General features: G+C 39.3%; 10 protein-coding genes. 1 reads left to right on the forward strand and 9 read right to left on the reverse strand.

From position 1 onward, the window contains the following. Positions 1–13: 13 nt before the first annotated feature. The 3 genes from murB to uvrC are packed head-to-tail and all read right to left on the reverse strand — an operon-like array spanning position 14 to position 3783. Complete coding sequence (murB, locus tag CLNEO_RS06450; protein ID WP_066086168.1) at positions 14–922, reverse strand: UDP-N-acetylmuramate dehydrogenase; 909 nt, start codon at positions 920–922, stop codon at positions 14–16. Positions 923–934: 12 nt separating this feature from the next. After that, positions 935–1867: an HPr(Ser) kinase/phosphatase gene (gene hprK, locus CLNEO_RS06455; RefSeq protein WP_066086172.1), complete on the reverse strand. Its 933-nt coding sequence runs from the start codon at positions 1865–1867 to the stop codon at positions 935–937. 53 nt (positions 1868–1920) lie between these two features. Continuing rightward, positions 1921–3783 carry an excinuclease ABC subunit UvrC gene (uvrC, locus tag CLNEO_RS06460; RefSeq protein WP_066086174.1) on the reverse strand — a complete coding sequence of 621 codons (1863 nt, stop codon included), beginning with the start codon at positions 3781–3783 and terminating at the stop codon, positions 1921–1923. A gap of 508 nt (positions 3784–4291) precedes the next feature. On the opposite strand from uvrC, the gene CLNEO_RS06465 reads away from it, so the two are divergent. Beyond that, on the forward strand, positions 4292–5947 hold the full coding sequence (locus tag CLNEO_RS06465) for a CotH kinase family protein (RefSeq protein ID WP_066086178.1): 1656 nt from the start codon (positions 4292–4294) through the stop codon (positions 5945–5947). A gap of 91 nt (positions 5948–6038) precedes the next feature. On the opposite strand, the gene CLNEO_RS06470 is transcribed toward CLNEO_RS06465, so the two are convergent. From CLNEO_RS06470 to CLNEO_RS06495, 6 genes are all read right to left on the reverse strand, one after another. After that, positions 6039–7667, reverse strand: coding sequence for a putative polysaccharide biosynthesis protein (locus CLNEO_RS06470; RefSeq protein ID WP_066086181.1), 1629 nt, complete (start codon positions 7665–7667; stop codon positions 6039–6041). A gap of 31 nt (positions 7668–7698) precedes the next feature. Then, entirely contained in the window at positions 7699–9528 is a 1830-nt protein-coding gene (gene typA / locus CLNEO_RS06475) for a translational GTPase TypA (RefSeq protein WP_066086184.1), read from the reverse strand. Between the two features lie 384 nt (positions 9529–9912). Further along, positions 9913–12918: an EAL domain-containing protein gene (locus CLNEO_RS06480; RefSeq protein WP_066086186.1), complete on the reverse strand. Its 3006-nt coding sequence runs from the start codon at positions 12916–12918 to the stop codon at positions 9913–9915. Between the two features lie 438 nt (positions 12919–13356). After that, a complete protein-coding gene (locus CLNEO_RS06485) occupies positions 13357–14928 on the reverse strand; it encodes a flagellin N-terminal helical domain-containing protein (RefSeq protein ID WP_066086189.1) in 1572 nt (523 codons plus the stop codon). Between the two features lie 515 nt (positions 14929–15443). After that, a complete protein-coding gene (locus CLNEO_RS06490) occupies positions 15444–15905 on the reverse strand; it encodes a chemotaxis protein CheX (protein WP_066086191.1) in 462 nt (153 codons plus the stop codon). Next, positions 15898–16761: a response regulator gene (locus CLNEO_RS06495; RefSeq protein ID WP_066086194.1), complete on the reverse strand. Its 864-nt coding sequence runs from the start codon at positions 16759–16761 to the stop codon at positions 15898–15900. Before CLNEO_RS06495 ends, CLNEO_RS06490 begins: the two co-directional genes overlap by 8 nt. Positions 16762–17079 lie beyond the last annotated feature (318 nt).

The following is a 17079-nucleotide window of genomic DNA, read 5'->3' on the forward strand; positions in this document are numbered from 1 at the left end:
CTTTGTATAGCGCTTAAAGCTCTCCGATAATTTTTACCTCTGTTTCCAAACGCACACCAAATTTTTCATAAACAGTTTGCTGACAGAATGCAATCAAGTCTAGAATATCCTGTGTGGTGGCTTTCCCCACATTAATAATAAAACCTGCATGTTTTTCGGAAATCTGTGCCCCGCCAATACGCTTGCCTTTTAACCCTGCATCCTGTATTAATTTCCCTGCAAAATAGCCCTGGGGACGCTTAAAGGTGCTGCCTGCGCTAGGGTATTGCAAAGGCTGTTTTTCCCGTCTTTGCTCCCCAAGCTCCGCCATTTTCGTTTTTATTTCCTCCGGATTTCCATTTTTCAATTTAAGCTTTGCCCTCAAAAGAATATACCCATCTTTAAGCAAAATACTATGTCGATAAGATAATTCCAAGGCTTCAACAGGAATTGTCTTCACTTCCATTTCCTCCGTTAAAACCTCAACGGAAATTAACACATCCTTCATTTCCCCGCCATAAGCCCCGGCATTCATTGTTATGGCTCCGCCCACGGTTCCAGGAATACCCGATGCAAATTCAAGTCCACTCAACGCATTTTCAGCTGCTTTGGCAGATAAGGCAGTCAAAAGTGCGCCGCCTTCTGCAAAGACAAATTCGCCGTCCACATCAACCTTTGACAATCTTCTGCCAAGCTGAATTACCGCCCCTCGAATGCCCTTATCCCTTACCAACAGGTTGCTGCCATTACCAATTACCATAAATGGAATGTTATTCTCTTTTAAAATACTGATGCTCTCTTTTACTTCCTTAAAGCTGCCGGGCATAATAAAAATATCCGCCGGTCCACCTGTGCGAAAAGTGGTATGCCCATCCATGGGTTCATCCGCCAAAACAGCATCCTCACCCAGTCTTACGCGCAGTGCCGCTACTACTGAATCCATATAGTCACCTTCCTATTTTGTCTCAGTATGATTGTTTTGCATAATCTTTTTTTCCAGTTCCAATGCTGTATTATTCCCCATTTTCTTTTGGCGATTACTGATTGCCGCTGATTCGCAAATAACCGCAACATTCCTGCCAGGACGAATGGGAATGGTATTACAAAGTACTTTATTCCCTAAAATTTCAATATATTCCTCGCTTAATCCCAAGCGGTCGTAGGAGCAATTGTTTCCATCCCAAATTTCCAACTTAACCACTAAATCAATGGATTTTATCTGCTTCACCGCACCAATGCCAAATAATTCTTTTACGTTAATAATACCAATTCCTCGTAATTCAATTAAATATTGAATCAGCTCAGGACAAGTTCCCACAAGGGTTTGGTCAGCAATTTTTTTGATTTCCACCGCATCATCGGCAATTAAACGATGACCTCTTTTTATCAATTCCAAAGCGGTTTCACTTTTTCCGATCCCGCTTGCCCCTGTGATTAAAACGCCCTCGCCATAAATATCAACCAGTACGCCATGCATGGTAACACGATCAGCCAATTCCCCCCGCAGCCATAGTATCATTTCTGCGGCAAAATCCGTAGTGGTTTTACAGGTTCTAAAAATTGGAATTTCATATTTTTTTCCGTAAAAAAGCATCTCCGGAAAAATTTCTTGACTTTTACAAACAATCAAACAAGGAATATGACATTCAAACAAATGACAGATTGCCTCGTCCCTAGCAGGTTCATCCAGTGTTTGTAAATAGCTGTGTTCCACCCTGCCTATAATCTGTAGTCGATCATTGTCAAAGCGATGGTAAAAACCTGTCAGCTGTAACGCAGGGCGATTTACTTCCTTGCGGGTTATTACCCGATTTGATATATCAACCTCAGGTAAAATATTCTCCAATTGAAATTCTTCAACAATTTTTGTTAATTTTGCGCTATACATGAAAACCTCCTTGGCAAAACGGGCTTATTCCCTGTTATCATAACCGAAAACCGTTAATTTTGCAATTCATCCTGATGAAAAAAGGCATAAACCTGTTCTGACGAGGGAATATTCATTTCTTCTACCTCCAAAAGCTCCGCCACCTCTGCTGCGGCAATATCTTCAATCGATCCAAAATGACGCATTAAAGCCTTTCTGCGAATCTCTCCGATCCCTTTAATATCATCTAAAACTGAGTGCAGCCCTTTCTCCTGCCGCAGCTTTCTATGATAGGTAATGGCAAAGCGATGCACCTCATCCTGTATTCTTGTCAGTAGGCGAAAGCCTTCGGAGGTAAATGGTATCTTGATTTCTTCTCCATCAAACAAAAGTCCACGGGTACGATGCTTCTCATCCTTTACCATGCCGCAAACGGGAATATTCATGCCAAAGGACAATAGAACCTCCTGGGCGGCGTTTACTTGAATCTTTCCGCCATCCATAAAAATCAAATCCGGCAGACGCGTAAAGCTGCTGGTTTTTCCCTCTGCTTTTTCTTTCAAAGCATGATTCAAGCGACGAGTGATGACTTCTTTCATAGATGCATAATCGTTTGCGCCAATTACAGTTTTTATGCGAAACTTACGGTAATCACTATTTTTCGCCTTGCCATCCTCAAATACCACCATAGACCCTACCGATTCAAACCCCTGGGTGTTGGAAATATCATATGCTTCCACACGTTTCAGTGTTTGTGAAAGCCCTAATGCCTGGCGCAATTCCTCCATGGCCCCTTTGGTACGCTGCTCCTCTTTGCGTAATTTCTCGCCGAACTGCTCGAAAATAAGCATAGCATTTTTATGGGCAAGCTCAACCAATTTTTGCTTTTCGCCTTTGATCGGCACAGTAAAGGTAACCTTTCCCCCTCGCCTCTCCCAAAGGTATTCCGCCAAAAGCTCTTTTTCCTCAGAAACCAAATCCTCCTGCAAAATAATTTCTCTGGGAATGTAAGCTGTACCTGTATAAAATTGCTGCACAAAGGCAGTTAAAATTTCACTACGGCCTTGTTCCTCCGAGGCGGTCATGGTAAAATTCTCCCGCCCGGTCATTTTTCCATCTCGAATAAAGAAAACCTGCACCAAGCATTCGTGAAAGGCACGAACCATAGCAATTACATCAGCATCCCCCACAGACATATTCGCCATTTTTTGCTTTTGGGCGATGCTCTTTACCGCTCGAATTTTATCTCTTAACGCAGCTGCCTTTTCAAACTCCATCTTTTCTGCAGCCTCTGCCATTTCCTGCTCCATTTTTTTTCGTATTTCGTCATGCTTTCCTTCCAAGAAATCTATGGCATCGCTAATATATTTTTTGTATTCTGGGGATGCAATTGCTCCACTGCAAGGCGCAAGACATTGTCCGATATGATGATTTAGGCAAGGGCGCTCCTTCCCCATTTCCTTCGGTAAATTTTTTTTACATTTACGAATAGGAAAAAGCCTATGCAGCGTTTCCACCGTTTCCTTCACTGCCAAAACATCGGTGTATGGGCCATAATATTTGGCTTTATCCTTATCCATACGCCGTGTCATAAAAACACGAGGGAAATCCTCTTGAATCGTAACTTTAATGTATGGATAAGTTTTATCATCCTTCAGCATGATATTATAATAGGGCTCATACTGCTTAATAAGATTACACTCCAAAATTAATGCTTCCAATTCTGAATCAGTAACAATATATTCAAACTCCACAATTTGAGGAACCATTGCCTTGGTTTTTGCAGTTTGATTTTTACTGCTTTGAAAATATTGGCGAACTCTATTTTTTAAGTTAATTGCCTTCCCAACATAAATAATTTGGCCTTTTTCGTTTTTCATAAGGTAAACACCGGGCTTTTGCGGCAGTTTTTTCAATTCCTCACTAATATCAAACATTCCATCACCTTCTTTCCCAAATTGTGTAGTCTTTTTCTCAGAAAAAGAAAAAAGAGAAGTACCAAAGGCCTATATTTCCCTACCTTTTCTTCTCTTGCTTAATAAAAATATTATATACTATTTTTCATTAATTTTAAAGAGGTTTTGCAAAATAGATTGTAAGGTTTGGTTTTTATTTTTCAAAAGAAATCTACAAAGAAACAAAGTTTACACCTGCAAACAAAAAAATCTCATGGGCAAATACAGTTTCAGTTTCTCTGATTGCTGTTTTGTATCCTGCAAGCTTATGATAAGGCTTATGAAAACTTTATATGTAAAATTTTATTTTATATTAAGGTTATAGCCTGGCTTCCTAGAAAAATCCAGTGAAATCCACTGTTTCAAACTACTATTTTAAGCTTTTCTAAAACATTGTTGTGAAAAATTATATAATTCCCATAAGATTTTAAGTTTGATTTAAATTTATCATGTTAATGTAAATAAATTAATCATAGAAAGGATGAAAGTAATGAAACGATTTACCCCCGTATTATTCAGCCTTACCCTTTTATTCGGTACGACTGCTTGCAGTAAAGCACAACAGGAAAACTCACAGATTGATACAGCGGAATATGCAAACGCTCTATTTGATGATAGCTATGTACATACCGTTGATATTCAAATTGACCAAGACAGTTGGGCAAACCTACTGGAAAATCCAATGGACAAAACAAAGTATGCAACCAATGTTGTCATCGACGGAAACACCGTTGAAAATGTATCTTTTGCAACAAAGGGAAACTCCTCCCTTTCTCAGGTAGCAGGAAGCGAAAGCGATCGATACAGCTTTAAAATCAACTTCGGTAAATTTGTTGATGAACAGACCTATGACGGCTTGGATAAATTGAACCTGCAGAATATTTTTTCCGATGCAACCTATATGAAAGACTATATTGCTTATGAAATTATGCAGGAAGCCGGTGTTGCCGCGCCCCAAACAAGCTATGTTTCTCTTTCCATTAACGGAGAGCTTTACGGCTTGTATTTGGCACTAGAGGATGTAAGCACATCTTTTCTGGAACGCAACTACGGTGAAGACTACGGCCAGCTTTATAAACCGGAAACGGAAATGTTAGGGAATATGAAGCAACGGGGCATGAAAGATGGCGAGCGACCCGAGGGCATGGAACGACCTGAGGGCATGGAACAACCTGAGGGCATGGAGGGACCTGAGGGCATGGAACGACCTGCAGAAATAGATGACACGCAAAATGGCAAGCAAATGCCAGCACAAGCCAATACGGAAAATCCTCAAAATATCGACATGCCCGAGAATATGGGACAGCACCGCAACGGTGGCATGGGTATGGGCGGTACGGCAAAGGGCGCAGACCTTGCCTATACAGATGACGAAATTACCAGTTATACTGATATTTTTGATAACGCCGAAACCAAAGCAACGGATGAGGACAAAGAACGCGTAATTGCAGCACTGAAACAGCTATCTACAGGAGAAAATCTGGAGGAATGCATAAATGTTGATGCCGTAGTTCGTTATTTTGTGGCACACAACTTTGTGATAAACGGTGACAGTTATACCGGCTCTATGCTCCATAACTACTGGCTGTATGAAGATAATGGCATTTTATCCATGCTTCCTTGGGACTATAACCTTGCCTTTGGTGGCTTCCAAATGAATGGTGATGCAACCAGCATTGTAAATACCGCCATCGATACACCTTTAAACTCGGAAAATGTTGGCAAGCGGCCCATGTGGGATCAGCTTATGGCGAACGAGGAAAATTTGCAGCTTTATCACAAATATTTCGATGAGCTGATTACAAATTACTTTGAATCCGGTCGTTTTGAAAGTACGGTAAGCCGTATTTCTACCCTTATTCGTCCTTATGTGGAAAATGACCCTACTGCATGGTACAGCATTGATGAATTTGATACAGCGGTGGATACCCTTACCCAATTCTGCATCCTTCGCGCACAAAGCATTCGCAGTCAGCTTGATGGTTCTCTTGCCTCTACTACCGATGCACAGAATGCAACTGCACTTGTTGACGCCAGTGGAATTGATATTTCCGCCATGGGCAGTCAAGGAAAAGGAAGAGGTCATGAGGGTATGGGAAACTTCCCCGGACAGATGCCAATGCAAACGGAAAAAGAAAATAAATAACAGGATGTTCAAATGCATTTCCTAGATTAAAAAACAGATGAAATATAAAAAACCTCAAAATTGCTGTTTTTCAACAATTTTGAGGTTTTTATTATACCAAGCGAAGCCGTCTTAAGGAGCTAACAATTTTCTTTCCCATTGGCAGGCTCATCAAGTCCTCCTCGGTAATACCGCCAATCAATAACATGACCATTCCATAAATCCCCATGGCAAATAAAATTGCTACTATCGTTGCCAAAGCATTACTTGGGTAAGCCATAATTACAACGTGGTAAACTGCCAAGGCAGTCACCCCCATGGCGGTTGCACCGGCAATGGGCTTTAAAAGTGTACCCATCATGTCAAATTTAATTCCCGAAATTCTCGAAAGCATGATTACATCAAAAACAGCCGCTACCAAATAGCACCCAGTTGTGGATAAAACAGCCCCAAGTACATTTAATTCGGGTATTCTAATTAACAGATAGTTCAATATCACCTTTACGATCGCACCTAAAATTGCACCAATCACAGGCACCTTAATATGCCCTATCCCCTGCAAAATTCCCGTTGCGGTTTGACATAATGCAAGGAATAAAATAGAAATTGCGCCTACTGTTAATAATGCACCGCCAGCCATCGCCTTGGGAAACAACAAATGAATGATCGGTTCGCCTAATACGCCAATGCCTACTGCCGCAGGAACGGAAATAATCATGGAAATGCGGAACGTTAAATTCATTTTTCTGCGCACCTGTTTTAGATCCCTTAATTTCACCGAAGCCGCAATACTGGGCAACGCAGCCGTGGCCAAAGCCGTGGAAATTGAAACGGGCAGCGTTGTTAAGGTAACATATTTCCCGGAGAGCTGCCCATATAAGTCCAGGGCTTCATTATGAGAAAAACCTGTGTTTTCTAAAATACGGGTAACCATATTCATATCAATTAGGTTTGTAATACTAAACACCGCAGTTCCGGCAATAATAGGCCACGCTGTGGCAAAAAGCTGTTTTGCCGTGTCTAAACGGCTTTCTTCGGTGGTTTGATGACACCGCTTCACCTTTTTTTTGATCGTCGGTCTGATTAAAAAATAGCTGAAGATTACCACCAAAAGCCCTGCCGCCGCACCAATGCCCGTTCCCGCAGTCCCGCCGGCAGCACCCATGGGAATATTTTTCTCCCCAGCGCTTACACCAAAGCTTAGAAATATATATGCTAGATAAACACTAAAAAATGCGTTAACTATTTGCTCCACAATTTGAGAAATTGCCGTTGGAATCATTGTATTCATGCCCTGAAAATAGCCTCTAAAGGCTGACATAATTGCCACAATAAAAATTGTGGGGGACAGGGTCACTATACAATAATAACTTTCGGGAGCATTGGCAAACGTGGCAATCTGCCTGCCAAAAACACCAAGCAAAATTGCAAACAACAAGCCTAAAGACCCGGAAACAATTAGGGCACTTTGAAAAACTCTGTGAGCATTTCGATATTCCTTTATGGCAATTCTTTCTGATACCATTTTCGAAATGGCAGCAGGTAAGCCTGCCGAGGAAAGTATCAGCAAAAAAGTATAGATATAGTAACCTGCACTGTAAATTCCATTTCCCTGATCCCCAATCATATTCGTAAGAGGAACACGGTAAACAAAGCCTAAAAATCGTACAAGGATACCAGCCGTCGCTAAAATGGCGGCCTGCTTGACAAAGGAACCTTTTCTTTTTGTTCTTTCTGCCATATCACACCTCTTGCCTTACTGTTCTTTATAATTAATTACTGCGGGCTCTTTGTTTTCTTCTCAGGTTATTATCCAAAACCTTTTTACGCATACGCAGATTCAATGGTGTTACTTCCAGCAACTCATCTTCACCTATAAATTCCATGCATTGCTCCAAAGACATTTGAATTGGTGGCGTTAAGCGCAACGAATCGTCGGAGCCAGAAGAGCGAGTATTGGTAAGCTGTTTCTTTTTGCAGACATTAATATCCATGTCATCAACACGTGCATTTCTACCAACAATCATACCTTCATAAACCTTTACACCGGCACCAATAAACAAGCTGCCTCTTTCCTGGGCATTATACAAACCATAGGTGATTGCATCCCCGCTTTCAAAAGCAACCAAGGAGCCTTGTGAACGGGTAGGAATTTCCCCCTTATAGGGTTCATATCCATCGAAAATAGAGTTCAGAATGCCATTGCCTTTTGTATCAGTCAAAAATTCATTACGATAGCCAATTAAACCTCTGGCCGGAATGCTAAATTCTAAGCGTGTGTATCCGCCCTTGGCAGGATACATATTTGTCATTTCGCCTTTTCTTGAGCCCAGCTTTTCAATTACGTTACCAACAAATTCTTCGGGAACGTCGATTGTTACCAATTCCATTGGCTCACACTGCTTTCCTTCGATTTCCTTCAGCAAAACCTCTGGCTTGGAAACCTGAAATTCATAGCCTTCACGGCGCAGAGTTTCGATCAAAATGGAAAGATGCAGCTCTCCTCTGCCGGAAACACGCAAACAATCCATGGAATCCGTTTCATCAATTCTAAGACTAACGTCTGTATTCAATTCCTTGTATAAACGCTCTCTCACCTGGCGAGAGGTAACAAATTTACCATCCTGCCCCGCAAAAGGGCTGTCATTTACAGAGAAATTCATAGACAATGTGGGCTCAGAAATTTTAACAAAAGGCAAGGCTTCGGGCTTTTCGGGAGAACAAATCGTATCACCGATCATGATATTTTCAATACCGCTGATAGCAACAATGTTTCCAACACTTGCCTCTTTCACTTCCACTCTTTGCAGTCCTTCAAAAAGATAGAGCTTTGTAATACGCAGCTTTTTCAGCGTATCCTCGTCATGCATATTTAAAACAACAACCTCGTCATTTACATGAATGGTACCGTTTTCAATCTTACCAATCCCAATACGTCCAACATATTCGCTAAAGTCAATGGTAGAAATCAATGCCTGCAAGGGCGCATCTAAATTTCCCGTGGGACAAGGGATATGATTGAGAATGGCATCAAATAAAGGCATCATATCTCCTTCTCTTGCAGAAGCATCTGTGGAAGCATAGCCCCCTCTTGCAGAAGCAAAAACAAAAGGAGAATCCAGCTGCTTGTCATTTGCATCCAGCTCCATAAAAAGCTCCAGAACTTCATCCACCACTTCATCAGGCCGAGCCTCGGGCCGGTCAACCTTATTCACACAAACAACAACGGGATGATCCAACTCTAGGGCTTTACGTAGCACGAATTTTGTCTGAGGCATCGGGCCTTCAAAAGCGTCCACCACCAAAACTACACCATCTACCATTTTCAATACACGTTCAACCTCGCCACCAAAATCCGCATGGCCAGGCGTATCTATAATATTGATTTTAGTATCTCCAAAGTTAACAGCTGTATTTTTTGAAAGAATCGTAATGCCTCTTTCACGTTCAATGTCACCGCTGTCCATTACACGCTCCTGAACTACTTGGTTCGAACGAAAAATACCGCTTTGACGTAATAACTGATCAACCAACGTTGTTTTACCGTGGTCGACATGGGCAATAATTGCCACATTTCTAATATTTTCAACCTTTTGTTCCATAAAAAACTCCAATCAATTCTAATTTTTAAACATCGTTATATTGTATCACAGCATTGACCCCTATGCAATTACTCTTTGTCAAAAACCGCTGATTTTCTCTAAATAATTCTAAACTTTCAAATTAAAGATATTTTTAGGATATATATTTCATTTGTTGTCTCCCTTCATTTATGAAATTGGTTGATCTCCATGAAATAAATCTTTCCATTATTACAGATAAAGCCCCACCAAGAAATTCTCCTAGTGGGGACAAAGTAAGCTTTATTTGTTACAAAATGTTGGAGTTTTATACGTATATGATTCAAGAAAATTAACGTCCTGGCAGAAAATAATCGGTTTTTTGTTTCAAAAATCAATTACCATTTATAAAAAAAAATATTTTAGCTATCCAATCTTTTGAAGGTAATGAATTTTAACCGTTCTTCCATTCCAGTCGTCTATTCGTACTTTTATATGTGCCTTTGTTTCACCATCATTTAAATATCCGTCGTGTTCATAAAAAGTCGTGTCATAATCATCCAATTGTAAACATAACTCACATTTTTTATTTTTATTCCAAAATAGCCCGAAACCTATTGCCCCAATGCAGTTATTTTTTTCCATATTCATAATTTTACATGCCGCATCGTTGATATAGATTATCTCACCGCTTAACGCATCACAGACGAATACGCCATCGGAAACATCATCCAAAAAAGAAAAGGTCTGTTGTTGAATATTCTCATTTAAGGGGGCTTTCATCCCCTCAAAGTAAAATAAAAACCGTCCTTTTTGATTTTTTCTGGCGTTCAAAAGAGCAATCTCCGCATTATTGAACATTTCTTCGATGGTTGTTGTATTATTCTCTGCATAACAGACACCTACGGAGCAATCAATCGTCAGGCTCACATCCGAATTATCATATGCCATGGCATGACAAACCCTTTCAAGCTTCTGCTCCAAGACCTGCCGTTCCATTTGAAATGGAATAAACACCGCAAATAAGTCTCCATCTATTCTGGCAATAAAATTCGTATCGTTAAATATCGCTTCTAACATTTTTCCAACAGCATGAATAACTTTATTTCCCACATTGTACCCAAATGAAGTATTTATTGACTTAAAGTGATCAATATCTATCAGGATAAATACGCCTGAAGCTTCATGATTTTGATTATAAAAATCCCGCATTCTGATTTTTAATTCCGAATGATTTAGAAGTCCCGATAAAAAATCAATCTCAGCTCTATTTTTCATTTCAATAATTGCATCACTAAATTTTATTTCTTTTTGCAATTGAACTACTTTCATACGACACAAGGTATTTTCGACGGTATTTTCCAAATTTTCCAAAACGTAGGGCTTAACGATACAATGAAATGCACCAAGAGAAGCTGCGTTCTTTACTAATTCTATAGATGAATGTATGGTAATTAACGGAATATCGTACTGCTTACATAAAAGACTTATTTCTGAAATATGTTCTAATGTAATTTCTTTTGTAACAGAAAAAATCACTATAGAAATTTTCAGCTTTTGATTAAAAATACAGTCCCTTGTTTCTTGCATTGTATTTGCTTTTAATATGCAATACTTTTCATCAAAAACGCTTTGAAATGGTTCAAATTCTTTTGAAGTGGGATCTAAAATCAGCATATTTTTTTTCTCAACGTCTAAACGTAAAATATTATGTGCCGGTTTGGCACGCCCCTCAGCGGTTTCTAAAGTATATTCAGTATTACTAAAATTCACTTGCTCAATCAAGGTTTCAAACGCATCCAACGGCAACGGTTTCGAATAGAAAAATCCCTGCACCCAATGGCACCCCAAGAGCTTTAATAAATTTACTTGTTCCTCGGTTTCAACGCCCTCGGCAACCACCTTTAGGTTCATCCATTTTGCAAGACTAATGACAAAGCTCATGATATTTCTTTTATCCCTGGACCTATCATAGTTTTGCACAAATCTCATATCCAACTTTAAAACATCAATAGGAAGCTCGGATAACATATTAAGAGAAGAATACCCACTTCCAAAGTCATCCATTTCAATCACAAAACCCAATTCCTTTAGTTGCTTAATCCCATGTATCATTTGCTCTGCATTCTCAGTGTATGCACTTTCTGTAATTTCAAGATGGATATGACTGGGATCTAATCCATACTTTTTAAGCAAAGAAAGTAAAATAGCATCAAGATTAGAATTAAAAATATCAGCTCTTGATATATTGACCGAAACCGGAATCATTGGATTACCCCTGTCAATCCATGAACGCACCCATTTACAGGTTTCTTCTAATACATAAAGGTCCAATTCGGTAATAAAGCCGTTATTTTCAAATATTTGTATAAACTGATTCGGCGGTATTAAGCCTCTTTCCGGATGCTTCCATCTAACCAACGCCTCTGCGCTGCATATTTTTTCATCCAGCAAATCATACTTCGGTTGAAAAAAAACAACAAACTCCCTATTTACTAAGGCAGATTTCATATTTGACAAAATAAATTGCTCGTCCAACAATTTTTGGCGAATGCTATCATCATAATATGCGCAGTGCATACCGTATTTCCCTTTAATGGACTCTAAAGCAAGACAGGCACGGGCACACATTATATTTGCAGGTAAAGTTCTATCTTCTATGGTGTATATACCAAATTTAATTACACTATGTAAATTTGAATTGTACTGATTTATAAAATCTGCGCTTTCGGAAAAAAATTGCTCACTATATTGATCTTGATGAGGAATCAAGGCCGCAAAAATATCACCACCAATTCTTCCGCATATTCCTACATCTTTAACCTTATCCTCAATCATTTGCGCAACAAATTTTAAAAGCGCATCCCCTTCTTCGGAACCGAACAACTCGTTAACCAATTTAAAACGCTCAATATCACTGCATAAAATATCGTATTTTTTGTCCGGATTTTTTTCCAAAACTTCCGTAATTAAATGATAAAAAGGTTCTCTTGCATATAAACTTGTCAACCTATCCCGCTGGGCAAAATCCAAAAGCTTGGCTTTTTCACTGTATAAAATAGCATTCACTATTTGCTGTCTTACACTTTCAGCCGTAAAAGGCGGTTGAATAAAATTCTGCACACCTAAGGATTGGACTTCTGCCTTGGTTTTTGAATCCAGCTCATCATTTCGCGCAAACAAAACTACAGGTATTTTGCGCAAAAAAACATCCCTGCTAATCTCTGCTAACACTTCGATCCCATTCATATCAGGCAGTGCAAAGCGAAGCAGAACTACAGAAATGCTTAGTTTGCTATTATGTAATAATTCAAGGGCTTCTTCCCCACTTTCAGCCTCCAATATTTTATACTGACAGTATAAAACTTGAGACAACATTTGTCTATTCATTTTATTGTCATCAACAATAAGGACATTTTTCTTAAAAGGCACCGCAATATCCTCCTTAGCAACTTTTGGAAGCAAAGCTTGAGTTATGTATTGGTTCTAATACACAAAAAACACAATTGTAATTTCCATGTAATAAATACATTTTTTGTAGAATTAAACAAAAAAATACATTTTGAGTTACATTTAAATCAAAGAATATTTAATTTTGTTACATATTTCCATTAAATTTTAGCATTTTTATCGTAAAAAGTCAATAATTTAGTACTTTAAACTAATTAATCTGTAACGCAATAAAGTTTGTCGGTGCCAACGAACATAAAACAAAGAATATTATATGCTTCTGCTGAATTCTTTTCAAAACGCAACCTATTTTAGCAATGATTATTACTAATATTCCCCAAAAAAACAGTCCTTGCCTTACTATATAGAACTACAAAAAACCCATACCAGAGGTATGGGCTTTTGTAGTTATAATGAAAATTACTGAAGTAACTGCAGAACGCCCTGAGGCAACTGATTTGCCTGAGCAAGCATTGCCTGAGAAGCCTGTGTAAGGATGTTGTTCTTTGTGAACTCCATCATTTCAGCAGCCATGTCAACGTCACGGATACGGCTTTCAGCAGCTGTCATGTTTTCACTTGCAACACCCAAGTTGTTGATTGTGTGCTCCAAACGGTTCTGAACAGCACCCAAGTCACCACGAGTGGAGGATACACTGTTGATTGCAGCTTTGATTTTATCGATTGCTGCGGAAGCACCAGGTTGTGTACTGATATCAATACCACTGATACCCAAAGACTTTGTGCTCATATCATCAATGCTTACAGTAACTTTGTTAAACTTATCAGCTGTGTCACCAACCTGCAATGTCAAGCCATTTCCACTTTTTGCTGCAGTTGTACCAGCTTTTAAGTCGATACTTGTGTTCGTAGCATTTACTTCAGCGCCAATGCCTGTTTTTTCATTAATCAGGGCAATCATGGCTGCTGTATCAGTATCATCTACTGTACCAGCTGCTTGAACCTTTACATAATTTACATCAGAATCCAATGCTTTTGCTGCATCTGCATCATCAACAAATGCAAATTTTGCTCCATTGATTTCAAAAATATAATTATCTGCGTTTGTTGCAGCTTCTCCATCATAAGCTCCCAATGCAGCAGCGTCTAAGGTGTAGTATGCATCCGCACCTTCTGTATTGGTAATATCACCAAATGCAGAAGCAACAGCAGCACCATCAGGATCCTTCAAACTGATCTGATAAATCTCAAGCTTGTCATCTGCTCCAGCAGTTTTAGATGTAATCTCCAATGCGCCTGCTGTAGCAGTAACTGTATAACCGTCACCAAACGCTTCTTGTACTGCTTTTTCAAGTGCAGAATTATTAGCTGCAGCATCCAAATCAGCAGCTACTGCTGTAAAGCTAACTGATTTATCAGCAAGGTTACCATCGGCATCTCTAAATTTAATATTCAGAGTATGGTCACCAGCCGCTAATGTAGGTGAAGTGCCCGCTGCATCTACTGTAGACTGTGCAGCTGTTGCACTGTTTAATGCAAGCACGCCTGCATTACCTGCCAAGCCAGCATACTTAACATCAACTGCAACTTTGCCAACGCCTGTGGAACCAACGGAACCGTCCAACAAGTTAATGCCGTTAAAGTTTGTGGATTCCGCAATACGGTCAATTTCAGACTGCAAAGAATCTACTTCCTTCTGAAGGTTTGCACGGTCAACGTCATTGTCATATGTACCATTGGCAGACTGTGTAGCCAATTCTACCATACGGTTTAACATGGAATGAACTTCTGTCAAAGCACCTTCTGCTGTCTGAACCAAGGAAATACCATCATTCGCATTGCTTGTAGCTGTTTCTAAGCCCTGAATCTGTGCTCTCATTTTTTCAGAAATAGCCAAACCTGCAGCGTCGTCGCCCGCTCTATTGATTCTGTAACCGGAAGACAATTTTTCAAGATTTTTGCCTACTGCGTTGTTGTTTGAGCCCAACTGTCTGTGAGAGTTTAAAGCTGCAATATTGTGTTGAATTCTCATAATAAAACCTCCTTGTTGGTCATAAGGAATGCATCCATGCATTCCACGATTATTATCCAAGTAAAACCCGTGCACTGGTTTTACTTGTTAAACTGGTAATTATATAATTTACCAATGCATATACAACATTTTTCCTTTTTTGTTGTACATCTATTTTATCGGACAAATTTTAGACATCTTAATAGTTTTTTAAAAAATTTTATATTTTTTTCTTTGCTAAAATTATTCTTTCTTTATGGAGCACTGTTTCTCAAAAGAAATTCCCTTTCCTTTAAAACACCTCCACATATTTAAGGCCATTCTAAGACCTTTCTCCCTATCCCTTTAGCGTCACAAGCAGCCATGGTATATTTTAGGAAACGCTGATTAATTCCGTTGCATAGCTAATCGGTAAATTTTCCACTTGGACAGCGTCAAAAAGCCTCGAAACAGCGCTGCTATTGCTGTGCTTTTTTCCTTGTCAATTGAAAAATTTCCTCGACTATCTGCACGCCCTCCATTAAATCAGCGCTTCCTTAGTTCTCTTTGACAGATAAATAAATATTAAAAGCCATGTCCTCCACAAGCATCTCCAGGCAAATTACCTCCGAAAAAATAGAGCTTACCGTAAAAGCACCATTAATCAATGTGGGCGTAGAAATATCAATCATCTTCCCCGTTTCAGAAAGAATCATGCTTGCATTCGCGGCCAGCATATTGCTTAATTCAGAAATAGCACTTTGTGCAAGCTCACCGAATTCCTCCACCTCCATGCCACCCATCATATAAGAAGCAATTTTTTTTCCGCACGCTTCATCCATTGCAAAAAATACATTTCCGCTCAGTTCTCCAATGATACCAATAATCCCAATGACACCGGTGGATTCAATTTGCTTTCCACATTTTCTTTCGTTTACAAGCTTAATATTTGAAATGCCCAGCATGGGCATTATATTTACAACTGCGCTGCTAAATGCACTTATAATTTCTCTATTCATCGCACTCACTCCTGTTAAAGCCTACATTCAAATATATTTCGCCAAAAACGGTATCTGCCTCAACAGAAGTTACAGTATCCAGCTTCAATTTTGAAATTGTAATAGATTCTCCGTATACCACCGTAGGAGGTGCAACACGCAATCCAAAAACTTCATTTTTCTTGTTCAGCATGGAGCATGCATTTCCCGCAATAATATTGGCCATTTCTCCCATCATATTAATCACATATTCTTCTGACAAATTGTCTTTGCATAATAAACTGCAGGCTACTTTTTTCGCCGAATCGACGGACATATCCAAAATCATTCTGCCTGAGTATTTGCCAATGATGCCCATAACCACAGTAATTCCTTGGGAAACCAACTCACTGTTCAATGAATTCTCATTTTTATAAGCAGGAATGGATTTAAAAAATCTGTTGTATGTATCCGTTACAGCTTCTTTAAATGCAGTGGCATATAACTGCTCCAATTCTACAAACAGCTCTTCTTCCGCCATAATCCTTCGAATCAGCAAAGAAAGTTCGTCCCCATCCACAGGTTTTTGAATATAACCGGAAATCTTTGCCTTCTTTGCTTTTCGCATAATTTCCTCATCCATCATAGAACTAATTACGATTACCTTTAAATTTGGATCTATTTCCCGAATGGCTTTTGTGCATTCAATACCATCTGCCTCAGGCATTGTCATATCCATTGTCACCAGATTTGGCTTTAAGGCTGAAACTACTTCAACCGCCTCGGGCAAAGAATTTGCACTACCTACAACTTCAAACCCTTTTTCTTCAAGAATTTTACTGATCATTGCCACTGAAAAAGGAGAATCATCCACCACAACAATTTTCAAATTTTCCATATTACACCTTTCCTTTTCCTTTTAAACTATGGTTCTGCAACTATTTTGGGTAACAAACAAGCTTTCCTTCCTTCTGTTCACCCCTCGAAAGAGCCTGTCTTTTTATGTAACCATTATAACCCATTCTTTTTCCTGCGCATAGAACTTTATTTTGCTTTCTGAAAAATTCTTTTAACTTATATAGTTCTTTCTAAAGTGAGAACCGTTTCATATAAAAAAGCCCTATTGCTCTTTGCAGGTTTCTGCAAATAAGATACAAAAGGGCTTATATTTTTTCTTTCATAATTTTCTCCATTTCTTTCGCTTCGCTCAAGACAC

The sequence above is a fragment of the Anaerotignum neopropionicum genome (assembly GCF_001571775.1).
GTDB lineage: Bacteria > Bacillota > Clostridia > Lachnospirales > Anaerotignaceae > Chakrabartyella > Chakrabartyella neopropionicum.

Bases quoted from the DNA above. Each gene is read 5' to 3' on its own strand.
- uvrC (WP_066086174.1), bottom strand. From the start codon at position 3,783: ATGTTTGATATTAGTGAGGAATTGAAAAAACTGCCGCAAAAGCCCGGT.
- CLNEO_RS06490 (WP_066086191.1), bottom strand. From the start codon at position 15,905: ATGAATAGAGAAATTATAAGTGCATTTAGCAGCGCAGTTGTAAATATA.
- CLNEO_RS06465 (WP_066086178.1), top strand. From the start codon at position 4,292: ATGAAACGATTTACCCCCGTATTATTCAGCCTTACCCTTTTATTCGGT.
- typA (WP_066086184.1), bottom strand. From the start codon at position 9,528: ATGGAACAAAAGGTTGAAAATATTAGAAATGTGGCAATTATTGCCCAT.
- CLNEO_RS06485 (WP_066086189.1), bottom strand. From the start codon at position 14,928: ATGAGAATTCAACACAATATTGCAGCTTTAAACTCTCACAGACAGTTG.
- CLNEO_RS06495 (WP_066086194.1), bottom strand. From the start codon at position 16,761: ATGGAAAATTTGAAAATTGTTGTGGTGGATGATTCTCCTTTTTCAGTG.
- hprK (WP_066086172.1), bottom strand. From the start codon at position 1,867: ATGTATAGCGCAAAATTAACAAAAATTGTTGAAGAATTTCAATTGGAG.
- CLNEO_RS06470 (WP_066086181.1), bottom strand. From the start codon at position 7,667: ATGGCAGAAAGAACAAAAAGAAAAGGTTCCTTTGTCAAGCAGGCCGCC.
- murB (WP_066086168.1), bottom strand. From the start codon at position 922: ATGGATTCAGTAGTAGCGGCACTGCGCGTAAGACTGGGTGAGGATGCT.